At 66.6% G+C, this 24,111-nt stretch carries 21 protein-coding genes; 10 read left to right on the top strand and 11 right to left on the bottom strand.

Going from position 1 to position 24,111, the window contains the following annotated elements:
* Positions 1–83: 83 nt before the first annotated feature.
* Positions 84–1,772, top strand: a complete 1,689-nt coding sequence (locus AAHM44_RS06875) for a hypothetical protein (protein ID WP_342249494.1) — start codon at positions 84–86, stop codon at positions 1,770–1,772.
* Here the strand turns inward: AAHM44_RS06875 and AAHM44_RS06880 are convergent.
* A complete protein-coding gene (locus AAHM44_RS06880; RefSeq protein WP_342249495.1) occupies positions 1,753–2,766 on the bottom strand; it encodes an SGNH/GDSL hydrolase family protein in 1,014 nt (337 codons plus the stop codon). The genes AAHM44_RS06875 and AAHM44_RS06880 overlap by 20 nt on opposite strands.
* A gap of 134 nt (positions 2,767–2,900) precedes the next feature.
* Here AAHM44_RS06880 and AAHM44_RS06885 point away from each other — a divergent pair, with 134 nt between their 5' ends.
* From AAHM44_RS06885 to AAHM44_RS06895, 3 genes are all read left to right on the top strand, one after another.
* A complete protein-coding gene (locus tag AAHM44_RS06885) occupies positions 2,901–4,412 on the top strand; it encodes an acetyl-CoA hydrolase/transferase family protein (protein WP_269573045.1) in 1,512 nt (503 codons plus the stop codon).
* A 43-nt stretch (positions 4,413–4,455) separates the two neighbouring features.
* Entirely contained in the window at positions 4,456–6,822 is a 2,367-nt protein-coding gene (locus AAHM44_RS06890; RefSeq protein ID WP_342249496.1) for a GH92 family glycosyl hydrolase, read from the top strand.
* Positions 6,823–6,894: 72 nt separating this feature from the next.
* On the top strand, positions 6,895–8,154 hold the full coding sequence (locus AAHM44_RS06895) for a GGDEF domain-containing protein (RefSeq protein WP_342249497.1): 1,260 nt from the start codon (positions 6,895–6,897) through the stop codon (positions 8,152–8,154).
* A 3-nt stretch (positions 8,155–8,157) separates the two neighbouring features.
* Here AAHM44_RS06895 and AAHM44_RS06900 read toward each other — a convergent pair whose 3' ends face one another.
* Positions 8,158–9,039, bottom strand: a complete 882-nt coding sequence (locus AAHM44_RS06900) for an alpha/beta hydrolase (protein WP_342249498.1) — start codon at positions 9,037–9,039, stop codon at positions 8,158–8,160.
* 1 nt (position 9,040) lies between these two features.
* On the bottom strand, positions 9,041–10,324 hold the full coding sequence (murA, locus tag AAHM44_RS06905) for a UDP-N-acetylglucosamine 1-carboxyvinyltransferase (RefSeq protein WP_184164208.1): 1,284 nt from the start codon (positions 10,322–10,324) through the stop codon (positions 9,041–9,043).
* A 145-nt stretch (positions 10,325–10,469) separates the two neighbouring features.
* Between murA and AAHM44_RS06910 the strand changes: the two genes are divergently transcribed.
* On the top strand, positions 10,470–11,204 hold the full coding sequence (locus AAHM44_RS06910) for a Crp/Fnr family transcriptional regulator (RefSeq protein ID WP_311768416.1): 735 nt from the start codon (positions 10,470–10,472) through the stop codon (positions 11,202–11,204).
* A 361-nt stretch (positions 11,205–11,565) separates the two neighbouring features.
* Here AAHM44_RS06910 and clpS read toward each other — a convergent pair whose 3' ends face one another.
* The 3 genes from clpS to AAHM44_RS06925 all read right to left on the bottom strand — a co-directional run bounded on the left by clpS (position 11,566) and on the right by AAHM44_RS06925 (position 14,747).
* On the bottom strand, positions 11,566–11,898 hold the full coding sequence (gene clpS / locus AAHM44_RS06915; RefSeq protein WP_184165141.1) for an ATP-dependent Clp protease adapter ClpS: 333 nt from the start codon (positions 11,896–11,898) through the stop codon (positions 11,566–11,568).
* Between the two features lie 229 nt (positions 11,899–12,127).
* Positions 12,128–12,880: a phasin family protein gene (phaP, locus tag AAHM44_RS06920; RefSeq protein WP_184164205.1), complete on the bottom strand. Its 753-nt coding sequence runs from the start codon at positions 12,878–12,880 to the stop codon at positions 12,128–12,130.
* Positions 12,881–12,998: 118 nt separating this feature from the next.
* On the bottom strand, positions 12,999–14,747 hold the full coding sequence (locus tag AAHM44_RS06925; protein ID WP_446745965.1) for a PHA/PHB synthase family protein: 1,749 nt from the start codon (positions 14,745–14,747) through the stop codon (positions 12,999–13,001).
* Between the two features lie 122 nt (positions 14,748–14,869).
* On the opposite strand from AAHM44_RS06925, the gene AAHM44_RS06930 reads away from it, so the two are divergent.
* From AAHM44_RS06930 to AAHM44_RS06940, 3 genes are all read left to right on the top strand, one after another.
* Positions 14,870–16,075 (top strand): LL-diaminopimelate aminotransferase, encoded by a 1,206-nt coding sequence (locus AAHM44_RS06930; protein ID WP_342249500.1) that lies wholly within the window; start codon positions 14,870–14,872, stop codon positions 16,073–16,075.
* Positions 16,076–16,087: 12 nt separating this feature from the next.
* The gene (locus tag AAHM44_RS06935) at positions 16,088–16,864 is read left to right on the top strand and encodes a sulfite exporter TauE/SafE family protein (protein ID WP_269576518.1); all 777 of its coding nucleotides are present in this window, start codon (positions 16,088–16,090) and stop codon (positions 16,862–16,864) included.
* Positions 16,865–16,993: 129 nt separating this feature from the next.
* A complete protein-coding gene (locus AAHM44_RS06940) occupies positions 16,994–17,413 on the top strand; it encodes an acyl-CoA thioesterase (protein WP_269573051.1) in 420 nt (139 codons plus the stop codon).
* Between the two features lie 37 nt (positions 17,414–17,450).
* On the opposite strand, the gene AAHM44_RS06945 is transcribed toward AAHM44_RS06940, so the two are convergent.
* Entirely contained in the window at positions 17,451–17,951 is a 501-nt protein-coding gene (locus AAHM44_RS06945; RefSeq protein WP_184164193.1) for a winged helix-turn-helix transcriptional regulator, read from the bottom strand.
* Between the two features lie 150 nt (positions 17,952–18,101).
* On the opposite strand from AAHM44_RS06945, the gene AAHM44_RS06950 reads away from it, so the two are divergent.
* Entirely contained in the window at positions 18,102–18,413 is a 312-nt protein-coding gene (locus tag AAHM44_RS06950; protein WP_184164190.1) for a CC_3452 family protein, read from the top strand.
* A 115-nt stretch (positions 18,414–18,528) separates the two neighbouring features.
* On the top strand, positions 18,529–20,619 hold the full coding sequence (locus AAHM44_RS06955) for a RelA/SpoT family protein (RefSeq protein ID WP_269573052.1): 2,091 nt from the start codon (positions 18,529–18,531) through the stop codon (positions 20,617–20,619).
* Here the strand turns inward: AAHM44_RS06955 and AAHM44_RS06960 are convergent.
* The 4 genes from AAHM44_RS06960 to AAHM44_RS06975 all read right to left on the bottom strand — a co-directional run bounded on the left by AAHM44_RS06960 (position 20,616) and on the right by AAHM44_RS06975 (position 23,978).
* Positions 20,616–21,053: a Fur family transcriptional regulator gene (locus tag AAHM44_RS06960; protein ID WP_342249501.1), complete on the bottom strand. Its 438-nt coding sequence runs from the start codon at positions 21,051–21,053 to the stop codon at positions 20,616–20,618. The two genes, AAHM44_RS06955 and AAHM44_RS06960, sit on opposite strands and share 4 nt — an antisense overlap.
* The gene (locus tag AAHM44_RS06965) at positions 21,004–21,414 is read right to left on the bottom strand and encodes a MerC domain-containing protein (protein WP_269573054.1); all 411 of its coding nucleotides are present in this window, start codon (positions 21,412–21,414) and stop codon (positions 21,004–21,006) included. Before AAHM44_RS06965 ends, AAHM44_RS06960 begins: the two co-directional genes overlap by 50 nt.
* Positions 21,415–21,472: 58 nt before the next feature.
* Complete coding sequence (locus AAHM44_RS06970; RefSeq protein WP_342249502.1) at positions 21,473–23,467, bottom strand: TonB-dependent receptor domain-containing protein; 1,995 nt, start codon at positions 23,465–23,467, stop codon at positions 21,473–21,475.
* A 91-nt stretch (positions 23,468–23,558) separates the two neighbouring features.
* On the bottom strand, positions 23,559–23,978 hold the full coding sequence (locus AAHM44_RS06975) for a DUF2946 family protein (protein ID WP_269573056.1): 420 nt from the start codon (positions 23,976–23,978) through the stop codon (positions 23,559–23,561).
* Positions 23,979–24,111: the final 133 nt, after the last annotated feature.

Below are 24,111 nucleotides of genomic sequence, written 5' to 3' on the forward strand. Positions count from 1 at the left end.
CTCCCCCGGGGGAACTGCCAGGGAGACTGATTGAGGTTAGGGCTCGAAAGGCGTATCCTGCCGGTCCGAGGGGGAACTCGGCCATGATCCGTCTTTCGCGCTTTCTCGCACTGCTCGCCGCACCGCTGCTGGCCCCGCCTGCCGTCGCCCAGACGAGCGACATGGCCGGCATGCACGCCGGTCACGGCTTCCCCCAGACGCTCACCGATTGGGCGGCCGGCGCCCAGCTCTTCCCCGATCTCGGCAGCTTCCACCGCGATGCGGGTACCAAGGTCCTCGCCGCCCAGGCCTATTTCGACCAGGGCATGCGCCTGCTCTGGGCGTTCAATCATGACGAAGCCGCGCGCAGCTTCGCCAGGGCCGCCGAGGCCGATCCGAAATGCGGCATCTGCTATTGGGGCGTCGCACTGACGCTGGGTCCCAACTACAACATGCCGATGATGGCCGAGGGGCGCGCGCGGGTTGCCTGGGACGCGCTCAAGAAGGCCGAAGCCTTGGCGCCCTCCGCGACCCCGGCGAACCGCGCGCTGATCCTCGCGCTGGCGAAGCGCTACACCGGCCCCCAGCCGGTCGATCCGACGAACAGCGCCCCCCTGCTCGCCGCGTTCGGCGACGCGATGCGCGATGCCGCCAGGGCCTTCCCCAAGGATGACGACATCCTGACCCTGTTCGCCGAAGCGCAGATGAACCGTACGCCGTGGAAGCTGTGGAACGCCGACGGCACCCCGGCCAGGGATACGCCCGAGATCGTGACGACGCTGGAGACGGTGCTCGCCCGCAACCCGCATCATCCCGGCGCCAACCATTATTATATCCACGCCGTCGAGGCCTCGACCGCGCCGGGCAAGGCCATCGACTCCGCCGAACGGCTCAAGGCGATGATGCCAGGCGCCGGCCATGTCGTGCACATGCCCTCGCACATCCTCCAGCGCGTGGGCCGCTACGAGGAATCGGCCGAGGCCAATCGCCTCGCCGATGCCGCGGACAAGGCCTATTACGCGAAGACCGCGGCGATCGATTATTACCCGATGTATTCGGCGCACAATCTCCAGTTCCTCGCCGCCGCCGCATCGATGGAGGGTCGCAGCGCCGAGACGATCAAGGCGCTGCGCGACGTCCGCAAGGTATTCACCGACGATCAGGCCGCCGCGATGCCCGGCATGGATTGGAGCATCGGCTATCTCTACGAGGCGCTGATCCGCTTTGGCCGCTGGGACGAGATGCTGGCCGAGCCCCAGCCCGACGCCCGGTTGCTCGACCTTACCGTCAACTGGCTCTCCGCCCGCACCATCGCATTCGCCGCCACGGGCAAGCGCGAGGAAGCCAGGGCGGAACTGGCAAAGCTCAAGGCGAAGATCGCCGGCGCCCCTGCCGATGCGCTGGCCGGCATGAACATGGCCGCCCCGCTGTTCCGCATCGCCGAGCTGCGCGCGGAAGCGCGGATCGCCTGGGACAGCGGCGACAAGCCGGCTGCGCTCACGGCGCTACGCGAAGCCGTGAAGGTCGAGGATACGCTCTCGTACAACGAGCCTTCGGACGCGTTCTTCCCGAGCCGCCACTTGCTCGGCGCAGCCCTGCTCGGCAGCAACACGCCGGCGGAAGCCGAGGCAGTGTATCGCGAGGACCTCAAGCGCAATCCGCACAACGGCTGGGCGCTGTTCGGCCTCGTCCAGGCATTGAAGGTGCAGGGCAAGGATGCCGGCACGGCGGAAAAGGACTTCGCCGCCGCCTGGGTCCGCGCCGATGTGAAGCTCAGCGCTTCGGCGTTCTGAGCGTCGCAGCGAGCAGGTCCGCCATCACCCGGTGATCCTTGAGCGACGGGTGCCAGTTGCACCCGGTCATTTCGAGCGCTGGCACCTTCACCGGTGTTGCCGCCGTCGCGGCGGCGACGGCGGCAACATCGGCGTAGAAATTCTCGGCGCCCATCAGGAGGACGCGCGCGCCAGGCTGCGCTGCCTGCCGGGCCCTGACGAATGCGATGTATTTGGCCCGGTAGTCCGCCCGAAGCGCCGCGTCATCCGCCCAGGCCTCACCGGCATGGACCGGCGTCGAGAAATCGTTGGTACCGAGGTTGATGACGATCACGCCCGGCCGCCAGCCCTTGTCCGGCGCGGCGGCTCCGGCCTCGCCCGGAATGGCACGCGCATAGAGATAGGGCAGGTTCTCGCCCGGGAACTTGCCGGCATAGTTGCGGACGATGCCGTAGCCCGAATAGGCGATCACCCGGTAGTCCGCGCCCAGCCGCTTCGCCAGGACCGGCCCGAACGCCGCGCTGGTATCGGTCGTATCATGCACCTGCTGCGACTTGCAGTCGCGCGTGGGCGAGGTGTTGCCATAGCCGACGCTGTGCGAATCGCCGATGAACTCGATCTGGTTGCGCAGCGCCGGCGCCGCCATCGGCGTGCCGCTGGTGAAGAAGCCCAGGAAGATGCCACCGCCCGACTGGCTTTCGGTCAGCTTCTCCAGCCGGACCGTGTGCACACCGGGCTTGAGCCCCTTCACCCGCAGCTCGGTCCGCTCAGGCTTGGTCAAGGTCTGGAAGACCTTGCCGTCGATCAGCACGCGATAGAAATCGGTCCTGGTATCGAAGGCCACGGTCACGTCGGTGCCGCGGAAGCGTCCTTCGAAATAGGTTCCCGGCCAGCCGAAGCGCAGCGCCTTCCCCTCGGCCACGGCGCGGCCGCCGATATGCACCGGCAGGCGCTTGCCCTGCTCGGGCGCGGGAACCGAAAGGGCGACGGGCAGCAGCAGCGCGGCGATCTTCATGCCGCCAGCCTAGAGCGCCGGATGCGCCGCGTCAGCCCCCGTGCTCGCCTCGCGCATGCAGCATGCGAAACCTGCATTCGTGCATGCATCCGCCGTGCGCTAGCGAGCGGGCGACATCGCCCGAGAGGATGCCCATGACTTCGCGTATCGCCCATCCCGGACTTGCCGCCAAGGTCACCAGCGCCGAGCAGGCCGCCAGCTTCATCGACGATCACATGACCGTCGGCATGAGCGGTTTCACCGGATCGGGTTATCCCAAGGCGGTGCCGATGGCGCTGGCGAAGCGGATCGCCGACGAGCGCAAGGCAGGGCGCAACCTGCGGGTGAAGGTGTGGACCGGCGCCTCGACCGGCCCCGAGCTCGACGGCGCGCTCGCCGCGGCTGACGGCATCGAGCTGCGCCTGCCCTATAACTCCGATCCCACCGCGCGCGAGCGGATCAACAAGGGCGAGATGGAATATCTCGACATGCATTTGAGCCAGGTCGCACCGATGGCCTGGGAAGGTTTTCTCGGCCCGCTCGACATCGCGGTGATCGAAGTCGCCGGCATCAATGCCGATGGCTCGCTGATCCCCTCCTCCTCCGTCGGCAACAACAAGACCTGGCTCGATCGTGCCCATGCCGTGATCCTCGAGGTCAACAGCTGGCAGAACCCCGCGCTCGATGGGATGCACGACATCTATTACGGCACGGCGCTGCCGCCCAACCGCGTGCCGATCCCGCTGGTCCGCCCCGACGATCGCTTCGGCCAGCCGAGCTTCCGCTGCGATCCGGACAAGGTGATCGCCGTAGTCGAGACCGATGCGCCCGATCGCAACCTGCCCTTCGCCAAGCCAGACGAATGCGCGATGGCGATCGCCGGCCACATCATCGAGTTCTTCAAGCACGAAGTCGGCAAGGGCCGACTGCCCCCGAACCTGCTGCCGATCCAGTCGGGCGTAGGCAACATCGCCAATGCGGTGCTCACCGGGCTGCTCGATTCACCCTTCACCGACATGACTGCCTATACCGAAGTGCTGCAGGACGGGATGCTCGACCTGCTCGCCTCGGGCAAGCTGCGCATGGCGTCGTGCACCGCCTTCTCGCTCAGCCCGGATGCCGCGGCGCGGCTCAATGCAGAGATGGCGCAGTTCCGCGATCGCATCATCCTGCGCCCGCAGGAGATGAGCAACCATCCCGAGCTCGTCCGCCGCCTGGGCTGCCTCGCGATGAACGGGCTGATCGAGGCCGACATCTATGGCAACGTCAACTCGACCCATATCATGGGCTCGCGCATCCAGAACGGCATCGGCGGCTCGGGCGATTTCGCGCGCAACGCCTATCTCTCGATCTTCATGACCGGCTCCACCGCCAAGAACGGAAAGATCTCCACGATCGTGCCACATGTCAGTCATGTCGATCATATCGCCCAGGACGTGCAGGTGATCGTCACCGAACAGGGCCTGGCCGATCTGCGCGGCCTCGCCCCGCGCCGCCGCGCCGAGCTGGTGATCGAGAAATGCGCGCATCCCGACTATCGCCCGATGCTCCGCGATTACTATGACCGCGCGCTCAAGGGCAGCTACGGGTTGCAGACGCCGATGCTCTGCGGCGAGGCGCTGTCCTGGCATCAACGGTTCATCGATACCGGCACGATGAAGCTCTGATCTCGCTTGGACGCGGGCGCGGGCCATGCTCTAACCCGCGCTCATGAACGCCCCGCTCCGCACCGGCCTCGCCGCGCTCGCCCTGTCGCTCACCTTCGCGCCGGCATGGGCGCAGACCAGTCCGGATGCCGGCAGCGCATCACAGGGCGAACCGGTGCCGCCGCCCTGGTTCGAAGCGCCGCTGGTCGGCACCGGCGGCGAAGGACACACTTTCCCCGGCGCGGTCGCGCCCTTCGGCATGATCCAGCTCAGCCCGGACACCGATACCGGCTGCAAGATCCGCGAATGCTATGCGCACGCCGCCGGCTATCGCTACGAAGACCCGACGATCCAGGGCTTCTCGCTGACCCATTTCTCGGGCGCCGGCCATTCGGACCTGGGCGACTTCCTGATGATGCCGGTCGCGGGCGACACGGTGCCGCTCGAGCCGGGCGACCCCAAGCAGCCGGGATCGGGCTATCGTTCGCGCTTCAGCCACAGCCGCGAGATGGCGCGGCCGGGCCTTTATTCGGTGGTGCTCGACGATTCGGGCATCGGCGCCCGGCTGACCGCGGGCACCCGCGTCGGCGTCCAGCAATATGTCTTCCCCAAGGGCAAGGCCGCGCATCTGGTGCTCGATCTGCGCAGCTCGCTCTACAATTATCCGGGCAAGACGCTCTGGTCGTCGATCCGCATCCGCGCGGACGGCACGATCACCGGCTCGCGCGAGACCCGCGGCTGGGCGCCGGCGCGCAAGCTGTTCTTCGCGATCCGTCCTTCGGCGCCGCTGACCGGCCATGCCTTCCTGAACAAGGAGGAGAAGGTCGAATATAAGGGCTTTCAGGGCCCGAGCCGCGGCGCGGACGATGCTGCCCAGCTCGCCGGCCGCGCGCTGGTGGCGCAGCTCGACTTCGGCATGCTCGACCAGCCGCTCGAAGTGAAGGTCGCGATCTCCTCGGTCGACGAGGACGGCGCGATCGCCAATCTGGAGAGCGAACCGGGCGACTTCCGGGAAATCTCGAACAAGACGACCGCCGACTGGGACAAGGCGCTGGGTGCGATCCCCGTCCAGGGCTCACCAGCGATGGTGAAGACCTTCTACGCAGCGCTCTATCACACGATGATCGCCCCCAGCGTCTTCTCCGACGCCGACGGCCGCTGGCGCGGGCCGGACGATCAGGTCCATGCCGCCAAGGGCTTCACCTTCCACTCCACCTTCTCGCTCTGGGATACGTTCCGCGCCGAGCATCCGCTGCTGCTTCTTACGCAGGGCGAGCAGAAGAACGCCGATTTCGTCAATTCGCTGATCGCCAGCCAGCAGGTCAGCCCCTTCGGCATCCTGCCGGTCTGGCAATTCCATGGCCGCGAGACCTGGACGATGATCGGCTATCATGCCGTCCCGGTGATCGCCGATGCCTATCTCAAGGGCATCAAGGGCTTCGATCCGAACGCCGCGCTCGACGCGATGGTGAAGAGCGCCACCTACGGCCCCTATGGCGGCCTCGATCAGTATATGAAGCTCGGCTACGTCCCGATCGACAAGGAGCCGGAAGCGGCCTCCAAGACAGTCGAATATGCCTATGACGACTGGACCATCGCTCGCATGGCGAGCGCAATGGGCAAGGCCGACATCGCCGCGACCTTCGAGAAGCGCGCGGGCAACTGGCGCAACAGCTTCGACGCGAAGACCGGGTTCCTGCGCGCCCGCAAGTCGGACGGCAGCTACCGCATCCCCTTCGACCCCACGGCGATCAACTATGGATCGGACTATACCGAGGGCAATGCGTGGCAATATTCCTGGTTCGTGCCCCAGGACCAGGCCGGCATGTTCAAGCTGCTCGGCAACGACGCCGCGGTGGTGAAGAAGCTAGATGCGATGTTCGACTTCGACAATTCGAAGATCGACTACAGCCATGCCGAGGACATTGCCGGGCTTATCGGCCAGTATATCCACGGTAACGAGCCGAGCCATCACGTGGCCTATCTCTACAGCTATGCCGGCCAGCCCTGGCGCACCCAGGAGCGGCTGAAGCAGATTGTCGAGAGCCAGTACAAGCCGACGCCGGACGGCCTGTCGGGCAATGACGATCTCGGCCAGATGTCGGCCTGGCTCGTCTTCACCGCGCTCGGCTTCTATCCGGTCGCACCGGGCTCAAATCAGTATGTGATCGGCCGCCCCTTCCTCGATCGCGCCGCGCTCAACCTGCCGAACGGCAAGCGCTTCACCGTGGTTGCCGAGGGCCTGTCGGATGCCAACAAATATGTCGGCAAGGTCACGCTCAACGGCAAGCCGCTGGCCCGCGGCTATCTGACCCATGGCGAGATCGTCGCCGGCGGCGAGCTGAAGTTCACCATGTCCGCCACTCCCAACAAAAGCTGGGCGACCGGCAAGGCCGCCCGCCCCTATTCGATGAGCACCGCCACCCGCTGAGCCACCCCATCCGAGATCGCCCTATAATGAGTGGGTATGCCCGTTCGAGCGGGTACTCTCGGATGGGTGAAGATGAACTCGAAGTCCTCCCAAGCGCTTGACCGGCTGATGCGCGTCGTGCCGGCAGCGCTTGCCGGTTCGGTCGTCCTGATGATGGTCGCGCGCGGCACGAGCATGTTCGTGCAGGGCGAACTCGACCAGTTCATCGCCTATGCGGTCGAGATGCTGGCCGGCAGCGTCGCCCTGGCGATCCTGGTCTTCGCCACGCCGCGCAACAACGAAGGCCTGGAGCAGCGCCGCCTCGCCGCGGTCGAAGCCGAGGCGGAGCGCCGCCGCGTCCAGCGCCTGCTCCAGATGACCGACATGCTGCAGAGCGCCAATGGCTATGCCGACGCCAATGCCGTGCTGCGCGCCACGGTCGAGACCCTGCTCGCCGGCTTTTGCGGCGCGCTCTACATCTTCAACAATTCGCGCGACCGGCTCGAGCTGTCGACGAGCTGGAACTGGCCGGAGGACGAGCGGCTACTCAAGACGCTCTCGCCCTCGCTCTGCTGGGCACTCAAGCGTGGCAAGGCGCATATCAACGGCAACGGCCCCGGCATGCTCCGCTGCGAGCATCATGCGTCGGGCCTGACGGTGCTCGAAGTGCCGATGATGGCCCATGGCGAGATCCAGGGCATGCTCAAGGTCGCCACCAGCGCGGAGGACGCCACGGCGCGCCTCGCCGAGATCCGCCCGCTCGCCGAAGCGGTCGCCGACGCGATGTCGCTCGCCGTCTCCAATATCGCGCTGCGCGAGAAGCTGCGCACCCAGGCGCTGCGCGATCCCCTGACCGGGCTCTACAATCGCCGCTACATGGAAGATGCCCTGGAACGCTATGCCAGCCTTGCCGAGCGCAGCGGCACGCCGCTTTCGGCGATCATGATCGACCTCGATCATTTCAAGAAGCTCAACGACGAGCACGGCCATGCGATGGGCGACGCCGTGCTGCGCGCGGTCGCCGGCGCGATCATCGGCGCACTGCGCCCCTCCGATGTCGCCTGCCGCTATGGCGGCGAGGAGCTGGTGGTGATCCTGCCCGAATGCGACCATGCCGATGCGATGCAGATCGGCGAGATGCTGCGCACCCGCATCGAGGCGCTGTCCGCGATCCACGATGCCAGGATCTCGGCTTCGTTCGGTGTCGCCTCGATCCCCGAGACCACCCGCACCGCCGGCGACCTGCTCACCATGGCCGATGCGGCGCTCTATCAGGCCAAGGAGAATGGCCGGAACCAGGTCGCCTCGGCCCATCGCAAGGACCTGCCGCCGATCGCGATCGCGGCGGAATAGCCGCTAGGGCGCCCCGATCGTCCCGCGCAGGAAACCGCTCACCCGCCGGGCCCATTCGGCATCGTGCAGGTTGCTGACCTCGCCGTGGCTCAGCCCCGGCACCAGCCACAGCCCCTTGCGATGCGGCGCCGCCTCGAACAGCGCGCGGGTTTCCGTCGGCGGCGTGTAGCGGTCCGACGCCCCGCCGATCACCAGCACCGGCGCGGTGAAATCGCGGATCGTCGCGATCGGCGCGATGCGCCCGGGCCAGACGCCGTAGCGCGGCAGCGACTGGAAACTGAGCAGCGGCTCGGCGATCGTGCCGCCCACCGGCGTCAGCACCGAAGCCATGCGGTTGTAGATGGCGTGGCGGATGTCCGGGAACACGGCGACCAGCACCAGCGCGTCGGCCGGCACCGGACCGTCGCGGCCGATCAGCGCCGCCGCCCCGCCCAGCGAGACGCCGATCACCGCCACCTTGCCGCGATGCTGCCGCGCCTTCAGCCAGTCGAACGCGGCGCGTGCGTCCAGCCCCTCGTCGAGGCCATAGCTGTGATCGGTGATCGTCGATGCGCCATGCCCGCGCAGGTCGATCGCCAGCGCCGCATAGCCCTGCGCGACCAGCGCCTCGGCCATCGGCGCGGTCTGGTTGCGCGAGGCGCCGACGCCGTGGAGCAGCAGCACCGCCGGCGCGTTCGCCGTTCGGCCCGGCCAATAGGTGCCGGCGATCGCGACGCCGTCTCGTGCCGTCAGCTTCACCTGCTCGGCCGGCGCCGCTGCCGGCGTCACCACCGATGCATGGCCGGCGGCGATCTTGGAGGCGAGGAACCAGCTTGCGGCAAGCACAAGGGCCGGCAGCAGCGCCGCCGATCCCATCGCCAGCCTGATGCCCCGCCCCCGCGGCATCCTAGCCGTCGCCGACGCGCTCGATATCGGCGCCCACGGCCTGCAGCTTCTCCTCGAGCCGCTCATAGCCGCGGTCGAGATGATAGACGCGATTGACCTGGGTCTCGCCCTCGGCGGCCAGGCCGGCAAGGATCAGGCTCATCGAGGCCCGCAGGTCGGTTGCCATCACCTGGGCACCGACCAGCCTGGTCGGCCCGTGCACCACGGCGGTGCGGCCGCGCACGTCGATATGCGCGCCCATGCGGGCGAGCTCGGGCACGTGCATGTAGCGGTTCTCGAAGATCGTCTCGGTGAACACGCTGGCGCCCTCGGCAACCAGCTGCATCGCCATGAACTGCGCCTGCATGTCGGTCGCGAAGCCCGGGAAGGGCGCGGTCGACAGCGTCAGCGGCTTGAGCGGGCCATTGGCCGCGACGCGGATGCCGCCCTTGGTCTCCTCGACCGTGACGCCGGCCTGCACGAGTGCATCGAGAGTCGCGCGCATGTCGTTCGCCTCGGCGCCGACCAGCTCGACGTCACCGCCGGTGATCGCGGCGGCGCACGCATAGCTGCCGGCCTCGATCCGGTCGGGCATCACCGCATAGGTCGCCCCGTGCAGACGATCGACGCCTTCGATCTCCAGCCGCTCGGTGCCGATGCCGCTGATCTGCGCGCCCATCGCGACGAGCAGGTTGCACAGGTCGACGATCTCCGGCTCGCGCGCCGCGTTGTCGAGCACGGTGGTACCCTTGCAGGTCACCGCCGCCATCAGCGCATTCTCGGTCGCGCCGACCGAAACCACCGGGAAGCTGAAGCGCCCGCCCTTGAGTCGCCCGCCCGGCGCGCTTGCCTTCACATAGCCGGCAGCGATCTCGATCTCGGCGCCCATCGCCTCGAGCGCCTTCAGGTGCAGGTCGATCGGGCGGTTGCCGATCGCGCAGCCGCCGGGCAGCGAGACGGTCGCCTCGCCGGCACGGCCGAGCAGCGGACCCAGCACCAGGATCGAAGCGCGCATCTTCCGCACGATGTCATAGGGCGCGACCGTCGAGGTCAGCTTGCCCGCGCGCACCGTCATCACCCGCCCGAAATCGGTCGGCCGCGTGCCCTCGATCGCCGTCGAGGCGCCCAGCTCGTTGAGCAGGTGGCCGAAGCTGTCGACGTCGGCCAGGCGGGGCAGGTTGCGCAGCGTCAGCGGCTCGTCGGTGAGCAGCGCGCAGGGCATCAGCGTGAGCGCGGCGTTCTTGGCGCCGGAGACGGGAATCTTGCCGGAGAGGCGATTGCCGCCACGAATGAGAATACGGTCCATGCCGGGCTTCTAGTCGCTCGCCCGCTGCACGCAAGTCTGAGGGGGCGCTCCGCTCGGGTGAAGGCGTTTTTTGCGCCCTTGATCGATTTTAATGCATTGATTCAATTGCACTGCTTTGCATCGGCGCGTGGGGGGAAGCCATCGCGTGTCCGGCAGTTGTTTTGCGGAAAAGCTGAGCGAGCTGATCGATCTGACCGAGATCGAGCAGAATGCGCTCGAAAAACTGGAGGAACGCCAGCGGCATGTGCGTCGCGGGGCGGTGCTCCAGCGTGAGAATGAGGGCTGCAGCGAGCTCTACATCCTGCGCAAGGGCCTGATGATGAGCTATGTGCTGCTCGACGACGGCAGCCGCCAGATCCTGCGCTTCATGTTCCCGGGGGACATGCTCGGCGTCTCCAGCGCCGTCTATCAGGAAGCCCCCGAGACACTCGCCGCGCTTTCGGACTGCGTCGTATGCCCGTTCGATCGCGGCGTGCTGTCGGATCTGATGCTCGCCCATCCCCGCCTCTCGGCGATGGTGTTCGTCTATTCGCAGATCGAGCGGGTGGCGCTCACCGACCGGCTCGCCGCGCTCGGCCGCACCAGCGCCAAGGCGCGCGTCGCCGCCCTGCTGCTCGAGCTGCGCAATCGCCTGCGCGCCACCGACAAGAGCCTGGCCAATGTCTTCTCGCTGGGACTGACGCAGGAGGAAGTGGGGGACGCCACCGGGTTGACCGCCGTGCACGTCAACCGGATGCTGCGCCAGCTCGAGGAGGAGCATTTGATCGCGCGCGAAGGCGGTCGCGTCACCTTGCTCGACGAACGCGCGCTCGCCCGCGCCGCCAATTACGTCAATCGCTATGAAGGGCTCGATCTCAGCTGGCTCCCCAGGGCGCGCTGAGCGGCATCCATCGATTCTCGGAAAAAGTCGGGCCGGACGTCAGCGGTGACAAGTCGCGCCGTCCGGCCCTGCGTTCCCGCCCAAAACCCCCCGGTTCCCAGGAACTAAGGGCCTTTTACCGATTCGCCCCGAAGCTGTGTCGCCCGGAAAAACGCCTACGCGGACAAGCCCTTAGGCGGGGGTGTAACGATCAAAGGGCCCGTCATCACGGGTCCAGCGGGCGATCATACGCCGTTCCCCGGCGGAGGCCGGGATCCAGTATCAACCAACGGTCGACGGCGCCGGAGACTCTCGAACTGCACTGCGGCTGGGCCCCGGCCTTCGCCGGGGAACTCCAATCACGCGAAAAGTCAGGAAAGGATCAGGCCTTTTCCAGCGTGCACTGGAGCGGGTGCTGATTCTGCCGGGCGAACTCGATCACCTGGCTCACCTTGGTCTCGGCGACTTCATAGCTGAACACCCCGCACACGCCCACGCCGCGCTGGTGGACGTGGAGCATCACCCGAGTCGCCTCTTCCATGTCCATCCGGAAGAAGCGCTGCAGGCACAGCACGACGAACTCCATCGGCGTGTAATCGTCGTTGAGCATCAGCACCCGATAGGGCGTCGGCTTCTTGGTGCGCGTGCGAGTACGCGTGGCGAGGCCGATCGAGGGGTTGTTGCCCCGATCGTCGTCATTGCCGTCCTCGGCCATGCGCAGCGGCATGTTGGTGTCGAATGTCACGGGATCTGTCACGCCGCGGAAAATATGGGCTCGCGTCCCCAAGGGCAAGGCCACGCCGCACGCGTAAACCCTGATTGAGAACAGCCGGGTGCTTTTCGCAAAAGGAAAGGGCGGCCCTTCCCGAAGGAAAGGCCGCCCTGATCCTGTGTCTTCCGGCGCCGATTTGTCCGGCTTGCGCCGGTTGGCGGGAAGCGCCGGCTTACGCCGCGGTCTTCACCTTCTCGGCGGCGACGGCAACGCGGTTCGACAGCGGCTGGGCCGCGTCGCTGGCGAGCTTGATCAGCGCCTCGGTGTTCTTCGAAGCCTCGGCGACGTACGAGTCGAACGCGCCGCGGAAATAGTCGCTCTGCAGCTTGAAGAAGTCGGCCGGCGTCTTGGCCGACGAGAAGCTCTTCAGCGCGGCAGTCGCGCTTTCGAAGCTCTTGCGGCTATACTCGGCGGCGTCCTGGCCAAGGCCTTCGAAGCCCTTGGCGGCGATGCGGCCCGACTCGACGAGTGCCTCGACATTGCCCTTGGCGAAGTCATTGGCTTCCTCGACCAGCTTGGTCGACTTCTCGACAGCGGCCTTGGTGCGGTCGTTCCACTCGGCGAACAGAGCCTGGGCCTTGCCGGTGGCGTTCTCGATGGTGGTCATCACTTTTTCCTTCACTGCCGGCGCGGCGACCGTCTCTTCGACGATCTCCACGGCGGTGGTTGCGGTTTCCGTGACGGCCTCGACGATCGGCTCGACCACGGCTTCAACAGTTTCAGTCACTTCCTGCGTTGCGTCCGCAAGGACCGGTGCCGGCTCGGCGACGGGGGCTTTCACGATCGTCTCGACGATCGGTTTGGCAACCTTCTCCTGCACGGGCGTCTCAGCCTTGGGCGCAGCAACCTTCGCCGGCGCGGCCTTGGCGCGCGCCGCAGGCTTCGGAGCGGCTGGCTTGCCGGTCTTCGGTCCCTTGGTGGCCATGATATGCCTTCCCTAAAAGCTATTGCTGCGATGCAACATGTAGGCTTTTCCGGCAGGCATTGCAAGCATTATTGTGCAGTGCACAAAAATACACAAAGCGTTAAAATTAGATGATAAATCAGCGCGTACGCACGTAGCTGCCGGGCGCATCTTCCAGCGCCGGAAGCTTCCCCTTGCCGGGCACGCGAGCGCCCTTTGGCGGCACCTTTTCCGAATCGATTGCTGCAAGCCATTCGATCCAGTCGGGCCACCAGCTCCCCTTAGTCTCTTTTGCGCCCGCAAAGAACTCCGCGAGCGTCTCAACCTTGTCCGAATTGGTCCAATACTGGTATTTTTGCGCCGAAGGGGGGTTCACCACCCCCGCGATATGGCCGGAGCCCGCCAGCACGAACTTGAGCGGCCCCTTGAAGTAATGGGTCATCTTCCAGACGCTCTGCGCCGGCGCGATATGGTCCTCGCGCCCGGCCTGGACATAGGTCGGCGTCAGCACCTTTGAGAGGTCGAGCGGCGTCCCGTTGATCGTCAGCGCGCCGGGCTGGACCAGCTTGTTGTCGCGGTACAGGTCGGTCAGGTAGCTCATGTGCCAGCGTGCCGGCAGGTTGGTCACGTCCGAGTTCCAGTGGAGCAGGTCGAACGGGGCATAGTCCTTGCCCATCAGGTAGTTGTTGGTGACGTAGTTCCAGATCAGGTCGCGGCCGCGCAGCAGGTTGAACGTCGCCGCCATGTAGCGCCCGTCGAGAAAGCCGTCGGCGCTCAGGTTGCGGATCATCGCCAGCTGGTCGTCATCGACGAACATGCCGAGCTCGCCGGCCTCGGAGAAATCGACCTGCGCGGTGAAGAAGGTCGCGCTCGCCACCTTCCTTGCCTCGCCCCGCGCGTGCAGCACCGCCAGGGTCGCCGCGAGCGTGGTGCCGGCGACGCAATAGCCGATCGTGTGCACGCCCTCGACGCCGAGCAGATCGCGGACCGTGTCGATCGCGTCGATCTGCCCGCCTTCGACGAAATCGTCCCACACCACGTCCTTCATCGTGGCATCGGCGGACTTCCACGAGACGACGAACACGGTCAGCCCCTGCTCCACCGCCCAGCGGATGAAGCTCTTCTCGGGGTTGAGATCGAGGATGTAGAAGCGGTTGATCCAGGGCGGGAAGATCAGCAGCGGGGTGGCGTAGACCTGCTTGGCGCCCTCGGCCGGCGCATACTGGATCAGCTCGTAGAGCGGCGTGCGCTTGACCACCTTGCCCGGCGTCATCGCCAGGTTGCGGCCCAGCTCATAGGCGCCTTCCGCCGTCTGGGTCATCTGGCCCTTGGCCATGTCGCCCATCATGTTGGACAGGCCCTTGAGCAGACTCTCGCCCTTGGTCTCGACGATCTTCTCGAGCACTTCGGGATTGGTCGCCGGGAAGTTGGTCGGGCTCAGCGCATCGATGAATCCCCTGGTCGCGAAGCGCACCTGCTCCTTCTGTTTCGAATCCATCCCCTCCATCGCGTCGATGCCACGCAGCATGTGATCGGCGATCACGAAATAGCTCTGGCGCAGGAAGTCGAACACCGGCTCCTCGCGCCATTGCGGCGCCTTGAAGCGCTTGTCGCGCGCCTGCTCGGGCGATTCCTCGAAAGGCTCGGCATGGCTCGGGTCGAGGAAGCGCTGCCACAGCTTCATCGTGTCCGCCCAGAAATCGGTGCTCGCCTTCACCGCCGCCGTCGGATCGAGCAGCGCGCCGAACGGCGGCGCCGCCGGCATGTGCTCCACCCAGTCGAAGCCGTGTTCCAGCATCATCTGCTGGGCCCGGCCCAGCACCCAGGTCCAGTGCTGCAGGTCTTCCAGGTCGGGAATCGGCGGGGTCGTCGTCTCGGCCATGCGCATCCTCTTCAAGCGCTGCTTTAGCGCACCACATCCAACTCGTCATTCCCGCAGACGCGAACATGGCGTAGGGAACCCGAACGGTACAGCGTCGTGCCGCGCTCCAACCCCTGAGAGATGAGGAAATGTCCGAAGAATTCTACCGCATGAAGCGCCTGCCCCCGTATGTCATCGCCGAAGTGAATGCGATGCGGGCAGCGGCGCGTGCGGCGGGAGAGGACATCATCGATCTCGGCATGGGCAACCCGGACCTGCCGCCGCCGCCACACGTGATCGAGAAGCTGGTCGAAGTCGCGCAGAAGCCCGATGCGCACGGCTATTCCCAGTCGCGCGGCATTCCCGGCCTGCGCCGGGCCCAGGCGAATTACTACGCCCGCCGCTTCGGGGTCGAGATCGACCCCGAGACCGAAGTCGTGGTGACCATGGGCTCGAAGGAGGGCCTGGCCAGCCTCGCCACCGCGATCACCGCGCCGGGCGACGTCGTGCTGGCACCCAACCCCAGCTACCCGATCCACACCTTCGGCTTCATCCTCGCCGGCGCGACGATCCGCGCGGTGCCGACCACGCCGGACGAGCATTATTTCGAGAGCCTCGAGCGCGCGATCGCCTTCACCGTGCCGCGCCCCTCGATCCTGGTGGTCAACTATCCGTCGAACCCGACGGCGGAGACGGTCGGCCTCGCCTTCTACGAGCGGCTCGTCGCTTGGGCGCGCGAGAACAAGGTGTGGATCCTTTCCGACCTCGCCTATTCCGAGCTCTATTTCGACGGCAAGCCTACTGTCTCGATCCTGCAGGTCAAGGGCGCCAAGGACGTGGCAATCGAGTTCACCTCGCTCTCCAAGACCTATTCGATGGCCGGCTGGCGCATGGGATTCGCGGTGGGCAACAAGAAGCTGATCGCGGCGATGACCCGAGTGAAGTCGTACCTCGACTACGGTGCCTTCACGCCGATCCAGGCCGCTGCCTGCGCAGCGCTCAACGGCCCGCAGGACATCGTCGAGGCGAACCGCCAGCTCTACCACAAGCGCCGCGACGTGCTGGTCGAGAGCTTCGGCCGCGCCGGCTGGGATATCCCCAGCCCGCCCGCCTCGATGTTTGCCTGGGCACCGCTGCCCCCGGCGCTGGCGCATCTCGGCAGCCTCGAATTCTCCAAGCAGCTGCTCACCCATGCCAAGGTCGCGGTCGCGCCCGGCGTCGGGTACGGCGAGAATGGCGAGGGCTTTGTGCGCATCGCGATGGTCGAGAACGAGCAGCGCCTGCGCCAGGCGGCGCGCAACGTGAAGCAGTATCTGAAGTCGATGGGCGTCAACACCCCGGCAAAGGCAGGCTGAGCCCAGCCAGTGCTGCATATCGACCTGCTCTATTCGCTGGCCGGGATCCTGGTCGGCCTGCTTGTCGGGCTGACCGGGGTTGGCGGCGGATCGCTGATGACGCCTTTGCTTGTCCTCGCCTTCGGCTTCCACCCGGCCACCGCGGTCGGCACCGACCTGCTCTATGCCTCGGGCACCAAGGCGGTTGGCACCGCCGTCCATGGCTGGCGCGGCTCGGTCGATTGGCGAGTGGTCCGCCGGCTGGCGACCGGTAGCGTACCCGCGACGATCCTCACCTTGCTCTATCTCGCCGCCGCCCACCGCGACGCCAAGGATACCGGGCACCTGATCTCCGTCATTCTCGGCGCCACGCTGGTATTCACCGCAGTTGCAGTGCTGTTCCGTGTCCAGATCGTCCGCGCCGCGGGCCGGCGCTTCGCCAAGCTCGACGAGCAGGTGGTGGCGGCGCTCACCGTGCTGCTCGGCGTGGTACTTGGCGTGCTGGTCTCGCTCACCTCGGTCGGCGCCGGCGCGCTGGGGATGACCGCCCTGCTCGTCCTCTATCCCGGCTCGCCGGTCGCCCGGCTGGTTGGCTCGGACATAGCGCACGCCGTGCCGCTCACCTTCATCGCCGGGCTCGGCCACTGGTCGATGGGCTCGGTCGATCTGAACCTGCTGGTGGCGCTGCTGCTCGGCTCGATCCCCGGCATCGTCGTCGGCAGCCTTATCGCGACCCGCGTGTCCGACCGGGTGCTCACGCCGATCCTGGCGACGGTGCTGGCGATCGTCGGCGTCAAGCTGCTGACCTAGCCTTCCCTCCTGTTCCCCGGAAGCCGGGGCCCAGGGCCTCAGGCGACACGGAAGCGAAATCCTGCCCCCGGCCTTCGCCGGGGAACCGCCCAGGTTGACGCGCCGCCCACACCGCGCCAACCCACCGCCATGCGCCCAGGCTTCCAATTCTCCACCCGCTTCCGTGTCCGCTATTCCGAGATCGACGGGCAGAAGATCGTCTTCAACTCGCGCTATCTCGAATATGCCGACGTCACCCTCGGCGAATTCTGGCGCTGGGCGGACCTGGGCGATATCGGCCCCGACTGGCTCGACGCCGAGTTCAACGTCGTCAGAGCGCGCGTGGATTACCGCAAGCCCTTCGTCTTCGACGACATGGTGGAAGGCTTCGCCCGCGTCGAGCGCATCGGCACCTCGAGCATGACGATGCGCATCGAACTCTGCCACGCCAGTACCGGCGAGCTGCACACCGAGATCGAGATGGTCAGCGTCCATGTCGACCTGGAAACGCGCAAGTCGAAGCCGATCCCGGATGGCGTCCGCGCCCGGCTGGAGGCGTTGGGCGGTTAACCTTCAGTCCTTCCCCGCCAGGGGGAGGATAAGAGATTTACTCCGCCGCCTTCACCTCGGCCAGTTCCTCGTCGCGCACAACGTCCTCGGGCAGCGCCCAGAGCAGGTCGCCCTTGCCCAGCGCGCGCCCGTCATGGCTCAGCACCTGCACCGGCCGGATCGGGCGGCTGTCGCGGGCATCGACCAGCACTGGATAGGCCGGGGTGCCGGTCTCCCAGCGCTCGCCCCATTGCCTGAGCGCGATCATCGCCGGCAGCAGCGCATAGCCTTTGTCGGTCAGGCGATATTCGATCTTGCGGCGATCGTCGGCGCAGGGCTCGCGGACCAGGATTCCCTTGTCGACCAGACGCGCCAGCCGATTGGCGAGGATGTTGCGCGCGATGCCCAGCTCGGACTGGAATTCCTCGAAATGGTGAAGCCCGTTGAACGAGCCGCGCAGGATCAGGAACGACCAGCGCTCGCCCATCGCTTCCAGTGCCGCCGGAAGGCTGCAGTCATTCGCCAGCTGGCGCAGGGACTCTCGAATGGCACCACCCATGACTTGTCACCCTATCGCAATTTATGACGCTACGGAATGCCGTAACTTCTTGCATTGCAGCAATAGTTTCTCGTTGCAACTTACCTTTGTGTCAATTAGATATTGAGTCGCAACACCCGTTGCAGTGTGATTCGACCCCAGGAGGTTTCCATGACCCGCTTCTTCGCCGCAGCGGCCGCGGCCACGCTGGCCCTCGTCCCCGCCGCCGGCATCGCGCAGGGTGCCCCGAACGGCTATTACGCCGCCACTCCGGTGAGCGCGCCGGCCAAGGCCAGCCTCGTCACCCGCTCGACCCTCTGGAAGTGCAATGGCGGCACCTGCACCGCCGCCAAGGCCAATGCCCGCGACGGCATCGTCTGCGAGCTCGTCGCCCGTGAAGTCGGCAAGCTTTCGGCCTTCCGCGCCAATGGCACCGATTTCGACGCTGCCAGCCTCGAGAAGTGCAACGCCAAGGCGCACTGAGCCTATGGCGCCGGCGCCACACCAGTTCGGCTAAAGTGATTGAGCGCGGTCCGAAATTCCCGGATCGCGCTCAATTTCATTGCAAAGCAGCAGCGCAGCGCCCCATTTAGATATCGTGCTGCGTCAATATGAACTTGTAGACCGGGTCCTCAGCTACGACCCCGATGCCGATGAAGCTATGCTCAACCGGGCCTATGTCTTCTCGGTGAATGCGCACGGCACCCAGAAGCGCGCCTCGGGCGACCCCTATTTCAGCCACCCGATCGAAGTGGCCGGCATCCTCACCGACCTGCACCTCGATGACGAGACGATCGTCACGGCGATCCTGCACGACACGGTGGAAGACACGGTTGCCACGCCCGAGGACATCCAGCGCCTGTTCGGCGACAATGTCGCGCGCATGGTCGATGGCGTCACCAAGCTCTCCAAGATCGAGGCGCAGACCGAGAGCGAACGCGCCGCCGAGAATCTGCGGAAATTCCTGCTCGCCATGTCGGACGATGTCCGCGTGCTGCTCGTCAAGCTGGCCGACCGGCTGCACAACATGCGCACGCTGGTCCACATCAAGAACCCGGACAAGCGCAAGCGCATCGCCCGCGAGACGATGGAGATCTACGCGCCGCTCGCCGAGCGGATCGGCATGTACGAGTTCATGAAGGAGATGCAGACGCTCGCCTTCCGGGAGATCGAGCCCGAAGCCTATGAATCGATCTCCAAGCGGCTCGACAGCCTCAAGGTCGAGGGCGAGGACCGGATCGCCAAGATCTCCTCGGGCCTGAAACTGCTCCTCTCGCGCGGCGGCATCGATGCCGAGATCACCGGCCGAGAGAAGCATCCCTATTCGATCTGGAAGAAGATGTCGGAGCGGCACGTGTCGCTCGAACAGCTTTCGGACATCATGGCCTTCCGCGCGATCGTCGATACCGAAGAGGAATGCTATCGCGCGCTTGGCGTGATCCACCGCCGCTGGCCGATGGTGCCGGGCCGGTTCAAGGATTACATCTCCACGCCGAAGCGCAACGGCTATCGCTCGCTGCACACCACGATCATGCATGCTGGCGACACGCGCATCGAAATCCAGATCCGCACGCGCGACATGCATGCCCAGGCCGAGTACGGCCTCGCCGCCCACTGGGCCTACAAGACCAGCAATGTCCGTCCGGATACCCAGGTCAGCTGGATCAAGGACCTGATCGAAATCCTCGAGCATGCCGACAGCCCCGAAGAACTGCTCGAGCATACCCGGATGGCGATGTACCAGGACCGGATCTTCGCCTTCACGCCGAAGGGCGAGCTTATCCAGTTGCCCAAGGGCGCGACGCCGATCGACTTCGCCTATGCGGTGCACTCGAACCTGGGCGACCAGGCGGTGGGCGCCAAGATCAATGGCCGCGTCGTGCCGCTGCGCACCGAGATCGAGCAGGGCGACCAGGTCCAGATCCTCCGCTCCAAGGCGCAGGAGCCGCAGGCCAACTGGCTCAACTTCGCGATCACCGGCAAGGCGCGCGCGGCGATCCGTCGCCATATCCGCCTGAAGGAGCGCGAGGAGACGATCGCGCTCGGCCGCAAGCTCTATGACGAGATCGTCGAGCGCCTGCCGACGCCGCCGGGCGAAAGCGCGATCCCCGATGCGCTCAAGCGCCTCAAGGTCCAGGACGAGGCGACGCTGATGGAAGCGATCGCGCGCCGCCAGTTCACCGATTTCCAGGTGATGGAAGCGCTGATGCCCGGCTCGACCGAGGGCGAGGACGAGCATGACCTGCCGCCGCAGCAGCACGCGATCGAGATCAAGGGCCTCACGCCCGGCGTGGCCTTCCATTTCTCGCCCGATTGCCGCCCGGTGCCTGGCGACCGCATCGTCGGCATCCGCCGCCCCGGCGAGCCGATCGAGGTCCACCGTATCGATTGCCCGAGCCTGGCCGACACGATCGAGGAAGACTGGGTCGATCTGACCTGGGGCGACAAGGCCGAGGGCGGCATCGCTCAGATCGAGATCACGCTCAAGAACGAGCCCGGCGCGCTCGGCGCGGTCGCCACGCTGATCGGCCAGCAAAAGGCGAACATCCTCGGCCTGCGCATGGATAATCGCGACACCACGTTCCACACCAACACGATGGACCTGGAAGTGCGCAACGCCGCGCATCTGATGCGCCTGCTCGCGGCGCTCCGCGCAGCCGATGTGGTGAGCTCGGCCGAGCGGAGCTAGGCCGGGTTCCGCCCTGCGCACCTGCCGCAGAGCCCCGGCACCTCGACCACGCTGCGCACGTCGCGCATCCCCGCCTCAGTCGCCCCCGCCTCCAGCCGCGCGAACAGTTCGGGACACGCCACCGCGTGCACCGTCCCGCAGCCGCGACACCAGAACAGCATCGCTGGCGCCGGACCGGCCGGCACATAGCCGCCCGCGACCAGCACCTTGCACGCCTCGCCCGCGTCGATCAGCCGCTTGAGCGCGCGATAGACCTGACTCGGCGGCACCACTTCGCCCGTGTCGAGCAGCATTTCGACCAGCTCGAGCCCGGTCAGCGGCCGCGGGTAGCGCAGCTCGAGCAGCCGCAGCACCCGCTCGTGGAGGAAGCCGGCGCCGCGCTTCCTACCCGCCATGCGGCCGCCCGCCATGGCGCCGCCGCCAGTTGCCGACATGCGCGGCGACCAGGCTGATGCTCCCCGCCATCGTCGCCAGCGTCTCGTATCGCCCGCCCTCCAGCAGCAACGCGCCGACAGCCAGCAGGGCCAGCCCGATCGTGCCGGCGAGGACCGGCCACAACGCCCGGTGTTGACGGAAGCCGAAGAACAATGCCGATCCCGAAGCCGGCACGGCAAAGGCGAGCAGCCACAGATGCAGGCTCTCGGGGAGCGCGAGCACGCGCGACAATGCCGGCAGCACCGCCAGCAGCAGCGGCAGCCCGGCGCAATGGATCAGGCACAGGATCGACGCACTCGCCGCCGCCCGCTCGAACCAGTCGAGCCGCGACACGCCCCTCTCCCGCGGTACGCAACGCATGGGAATCTCCCTGCACGGCACCGCCGCCGCGAACCCGTCACGGCGGCGGCACGGCGGCTCAGAAGGTGGCGACGCGCAGCACGAAGCGGACGGTGCGCCCCGGCATCACCACATCTTCCTTGTTGAAGGCCGATGCGTTGCGGATCACGTCGTTGGTCAGGTTCTGGCCCACGATCGCCAGCTCGATCCCGGGCTGGCTCTTGAACGGCCGCACCGCCAGATTGGCGCTGAGGTTGTTGTAGCCGTCGGTCGGGGTGTCGAAGACGCCGAACTTGTCCTGTTCGCCGACATGCATCCACAGGAAGCCGGCATCGAACCGGTCGCTCTTCCAGTTGAGCCCGCCACCGATCCGGTAAGGCGGGATGCGCGGGACATTGTTGCCGTCGTCGAGCTTGGCCCGGGTATAATCGCCCAGCACATGTGCCTCGAGCCCGCCGGCCGCAGTCTTGAACAGCTGGTAGCGCAGGTCGCCCTCCAGCCCCCAGAAATGCGCGCCCTGCTGGCCGTAGTTGAGCTCCTTCAGCTCCTCGCTGTCGCCGACCACGCACGCGCCGTCATCGTCGCAGGTCCGCCCGGTCAGGTCGCCATAGATGTAGTTGTGGAACCAGGTGCCATAGACGCTGCCTTCGAAGCGGAACGGCCCGGAGTTCACGCGGATCGTGCCTTCGAGCGAATTGGCCCGCTCGATCTTGAGCGCGGGGTCGCCCGTCTCGAAAGTCTGCGGCCCGTCATGCCCGCCGCGCGCGAACAGCTCGGTCAGCGCCGGCGCGCGGCCCGTGCTCGAGAAGGTCACGCCCAGCTTCACTGCCGGCGTCACTTCGAGCAGCGCGCCGATCGCCCCGCTCAACGGCGTATAGTCGCGCTTGGTGAACACGTCCGATGCCGGCGTGCCCTCGATATGGACATTCTCCACCCGCCCGCTCGCCTGGATGTGCAGCACACCGCTCAGCGGGATCTCGGTGAACAGATAGGCCGCTTCGCTCTGCGACGTCGCCGGCGACAAATACGAGCTGTCCGCGCCGATCGCCGAGAAGTCGCGGTGGCCCACCTGGATGCCGAGCGCGGTCTTGGAGAGGAAGCCCATCTGGCCGAGCAGCAGCTCGGCGCGGCTGTCGAACTCCTTGTTCTTGAAGGTCGTGTTGACCGAGCCGTCCGGGTTCTTCTCCTGGTGCTGGTAATCGCCATAGCTGGCATCGACGTCGAGCGACTTGAGCAGACCGTCGCCCAGCGCGAACGACGAGCGGCCGATCACCTTGGTCTGGCGCATGTCGATCCAGGCGGTGTCGGCTGGGATGCCGTATTCGCTGTCGTAGTGGATCACCGCGGCGCCGATATGGCTGCCCTTGTCCGGCCCGAAGAACACCGAACCACCCAGCGACCCGCCCCAGCCGCGCACGAAGCTGTTCTCCTGCGTGCCGAGCGGCGTCTCATAGTCGCCGGCATGCCGATAGAAACCGTCGGCGTGCAGCGCGAGGTCGCCGGCCTTGGCATCGACGAGGCCCGCCGTCTGCCAGGTATCGGCATTGGTCGCATAGCTGCCGCTCAGCTCGCCCGACAGGTCCTTGGTCGGCAGCTCGGTCGGCACGCGGTTGTTGAGCACATTGACCACGCCGCCGATCGCCTGGCTGCCATAGCGCAGCGTCGCGGCACCGCGCACAACCTCGATGCGCTGCGCCGAGAGCGGATCGATCGGCACGCCGTGATCGGGGCCGATATCGGAGACGTCGGAAGCGCTGCTGCCATCCTCGAGCATGCGCACGCGCGTCGCGTCCATGCCGCGGATGATCGGCCGGCTCGCGCCCGAGGCAAAGCCGGTGCCGGCGATCCCGGGCACCTGGCTCAGCGCATCGGCGATATTGCCGCCGCCGGTCTGGACGATCGTGTCGCGATCGACCGTGGCGACGATCGTCGGCGTCTGCGAGCCCAGCGGCGATCCGGTGACGATGATCGTGTTGCTGTCAGGCTTGGGCGGCGAGGCAGGCGCGTCCTGCGCGGAAGCGACGGCCGGGATCAGGGCAGCGGAAGCCGCGCCCAGCAGGAAGAGATAACGCATGTAGACAAACTCCAAGGACCTTGGCGTCGGGCGCGCATCAGCGGCCCGGCGGGGTGCGAGGGCATGCTCTGCCCTTCGCGACTATGTGGGTTCAGGCCTTGGAGCGGAGGGGCGGCGCGCGACTGCGCCAGGCATGCGATTGCTGGCGCAGCGCCAGCGCGAGCAGCAGGGTGACGGCAAACCAGGCGGCAAGCGCCGCCGGCGGCTGGAAGGCGATCGGCGCGGGCAGCAGATAGGCGCCGCCATGCGCGATTTCCTGGCAGATCGGGCAATTGTCCGGCGTATCGGCCGGCGCCTGCCCACCCTTCTCGACGCGGGTCCCGCCCAGCTGCTGGACGGACAGCGCAAGCGAAACGCCAGCTTGCCCGAAATGCCGATGGGTCTGGGTGACGAAGCTCTGCCAGCCAAAGGCGAACAGCGTAAGCAGCAGCATCGCCGCCCAGAGCGCGCGCAGGCCGGCAAGCCGACCTCCGCCACGCGCCCAGGCGCTCCGCTGATACCGCAAGCTCATATCGCCAACACGACCATAGCGCGCCGCCGCACATGCCGCAGCGCAAAAATCACCGTTATGTTGTACTATTACATTGGTCAAGCCCATTGCCCGTCATCCGCCGGCCCGGCGCCCTTGATTCCGGCGCTTGCAA

This window comes from Sphingomonas sp. OTU376 (genome assembly GCF_038440415.1).
GTDB classification, from domain to species: Bacteria; Pseudomonadota; Alphaproteobacteria; order Sphingomonadales; family Sphingomonadaceae; genus Sphingomonas; species Sphingomonas kyeonggiensis_A.

Bases quoted from the DNA above. Each gene is read 5' to 3' on its own strand.
- AAHM44_RS06875 (WP_342249494.1), top strand. From the start codon at position 84: ATGATCCGTCTTTCGCGCTTTCTCGCACTGCTCGCCGCACCGCTGCTG.
- AAHM44_RS06880 (WP_342249495.1), bottom strand. From the start codon at position 2,766: ATGAAGATCGCCGCGCTGCTGCTGCCCGTCGCCCTTTCGGTTCCCGCG.
- AAHM44_RS06885 (WP_269573045.1), top strand. From the start codon at position 2,901: ATGACTTCGCGTATCGCCCATCCCGGACTTGCCGCCAAGGTCACCAGC.
- AAHM44_RS06890 (WP_342249496.1), top strand. From the start codon at position 4,456: ATGAACGCCCCGCTCCGCACCGGCCTCGCCGCGCTCGCCCTGTCGCTC.
- AAHM44_RS06895 (WP_342249497.1), top strand. From the start codon at position 6,895: ATGAACTCGAAGTCCTCCCAAGCGCTTGACCGGCTGATGCGCGTCGTG.
- AAHM44_RS06900 (WP_342249498.1), bottom strand. From the start codon at position 9,039: ATGCCGCGGGGGCGGGGCATCAGGCTGGCGATGGGATCGGCGGCGCTG.
- murA (WP_184164208.1), bottom strand. From the start codon at position 10,324: ATGGACCGTATTCTCATTCGTGGCGGCAATCGCCTCTCCGGCAAGATT.
- clpS (WP_184165141.1), bottom strand. From the start codon at position 11,898: ATGGCCGAGGACGGCAATGACGACGATCGGGGCAACAACCCCTCGATC.
- phaP (WP_184164205.1), bottom strand. From the start codon at position 12,880: ATGGCCACCAAGGGACCGAAGACCGGCAAGCCAGCCGCTCCGAAGCCT.
- AAHM44_RS06925 (WP_446745965.1), bottom strand. From the start codon at position 14,747: ATGCGCATGGCCGAGACGACGACCCCGCCGATTCCCGACCTGGAAGAC.
- AAHM44_RS06930 (WP_342249500.1), top strand. From the start codon at position 14,870: ATGTCCGAAGAATTCTACCGCATGAAGCGCCTGCCCCCGTATGTCATC.
- AAHM44_RS06940 (WP_269573051.1), top strand. From the start codon at position 16,994: ATGCGCCCAGGCTTCCAATTCTCCACCCGCTTCCGTGTCCGCTATTCC.
- AAHM44_RS06945 (WP_184164193.1), bottom strand. From the start codon at position 17,951: ATGGGTGGTGCCATTCGAGAGTCCCTGCGCCAGCTGGCGAATGACTGC.
- AAHM44_RS06950 (WP_184164190.1), top strand. From the start codon at position 18,102: ATGACCCGCTTCTTCGCCGCAGCGGCCGCGGCCACGCTGGCCCTCGTC.
- AAHM44_RS06960 (WP_342249501.1), bottom strand. From the start codon at position 21,053: ATGTCGGCAACTGGCGGCGGCGCCATGGCGGGCGGCCGCATGGCGGGT.
- AAHM44_RS06965 (WP_269573054.1), bottom strand. From the start codon at position 21,414: ATGCGTTGCGTACCGCGGGAGAGGGGCGTGTCGCGGCTCGACTGGTTC.
- AAHM44_RS06970 (WP_342249502.1), bottom strand. From the start codon at position 23,467: ATGCGTTATCTCTTCCTGCTGGGCGCGGCTTCCGCTGCCCTGATCCCG.
- AAHM44_RS06975 (WP_269573056.1), bottom strand. From the start codon at position 23,978: ATGAGCTTGCGGTATCAGCGGAGCGCCTGGGCGCGTGGCGGAGGTCGG.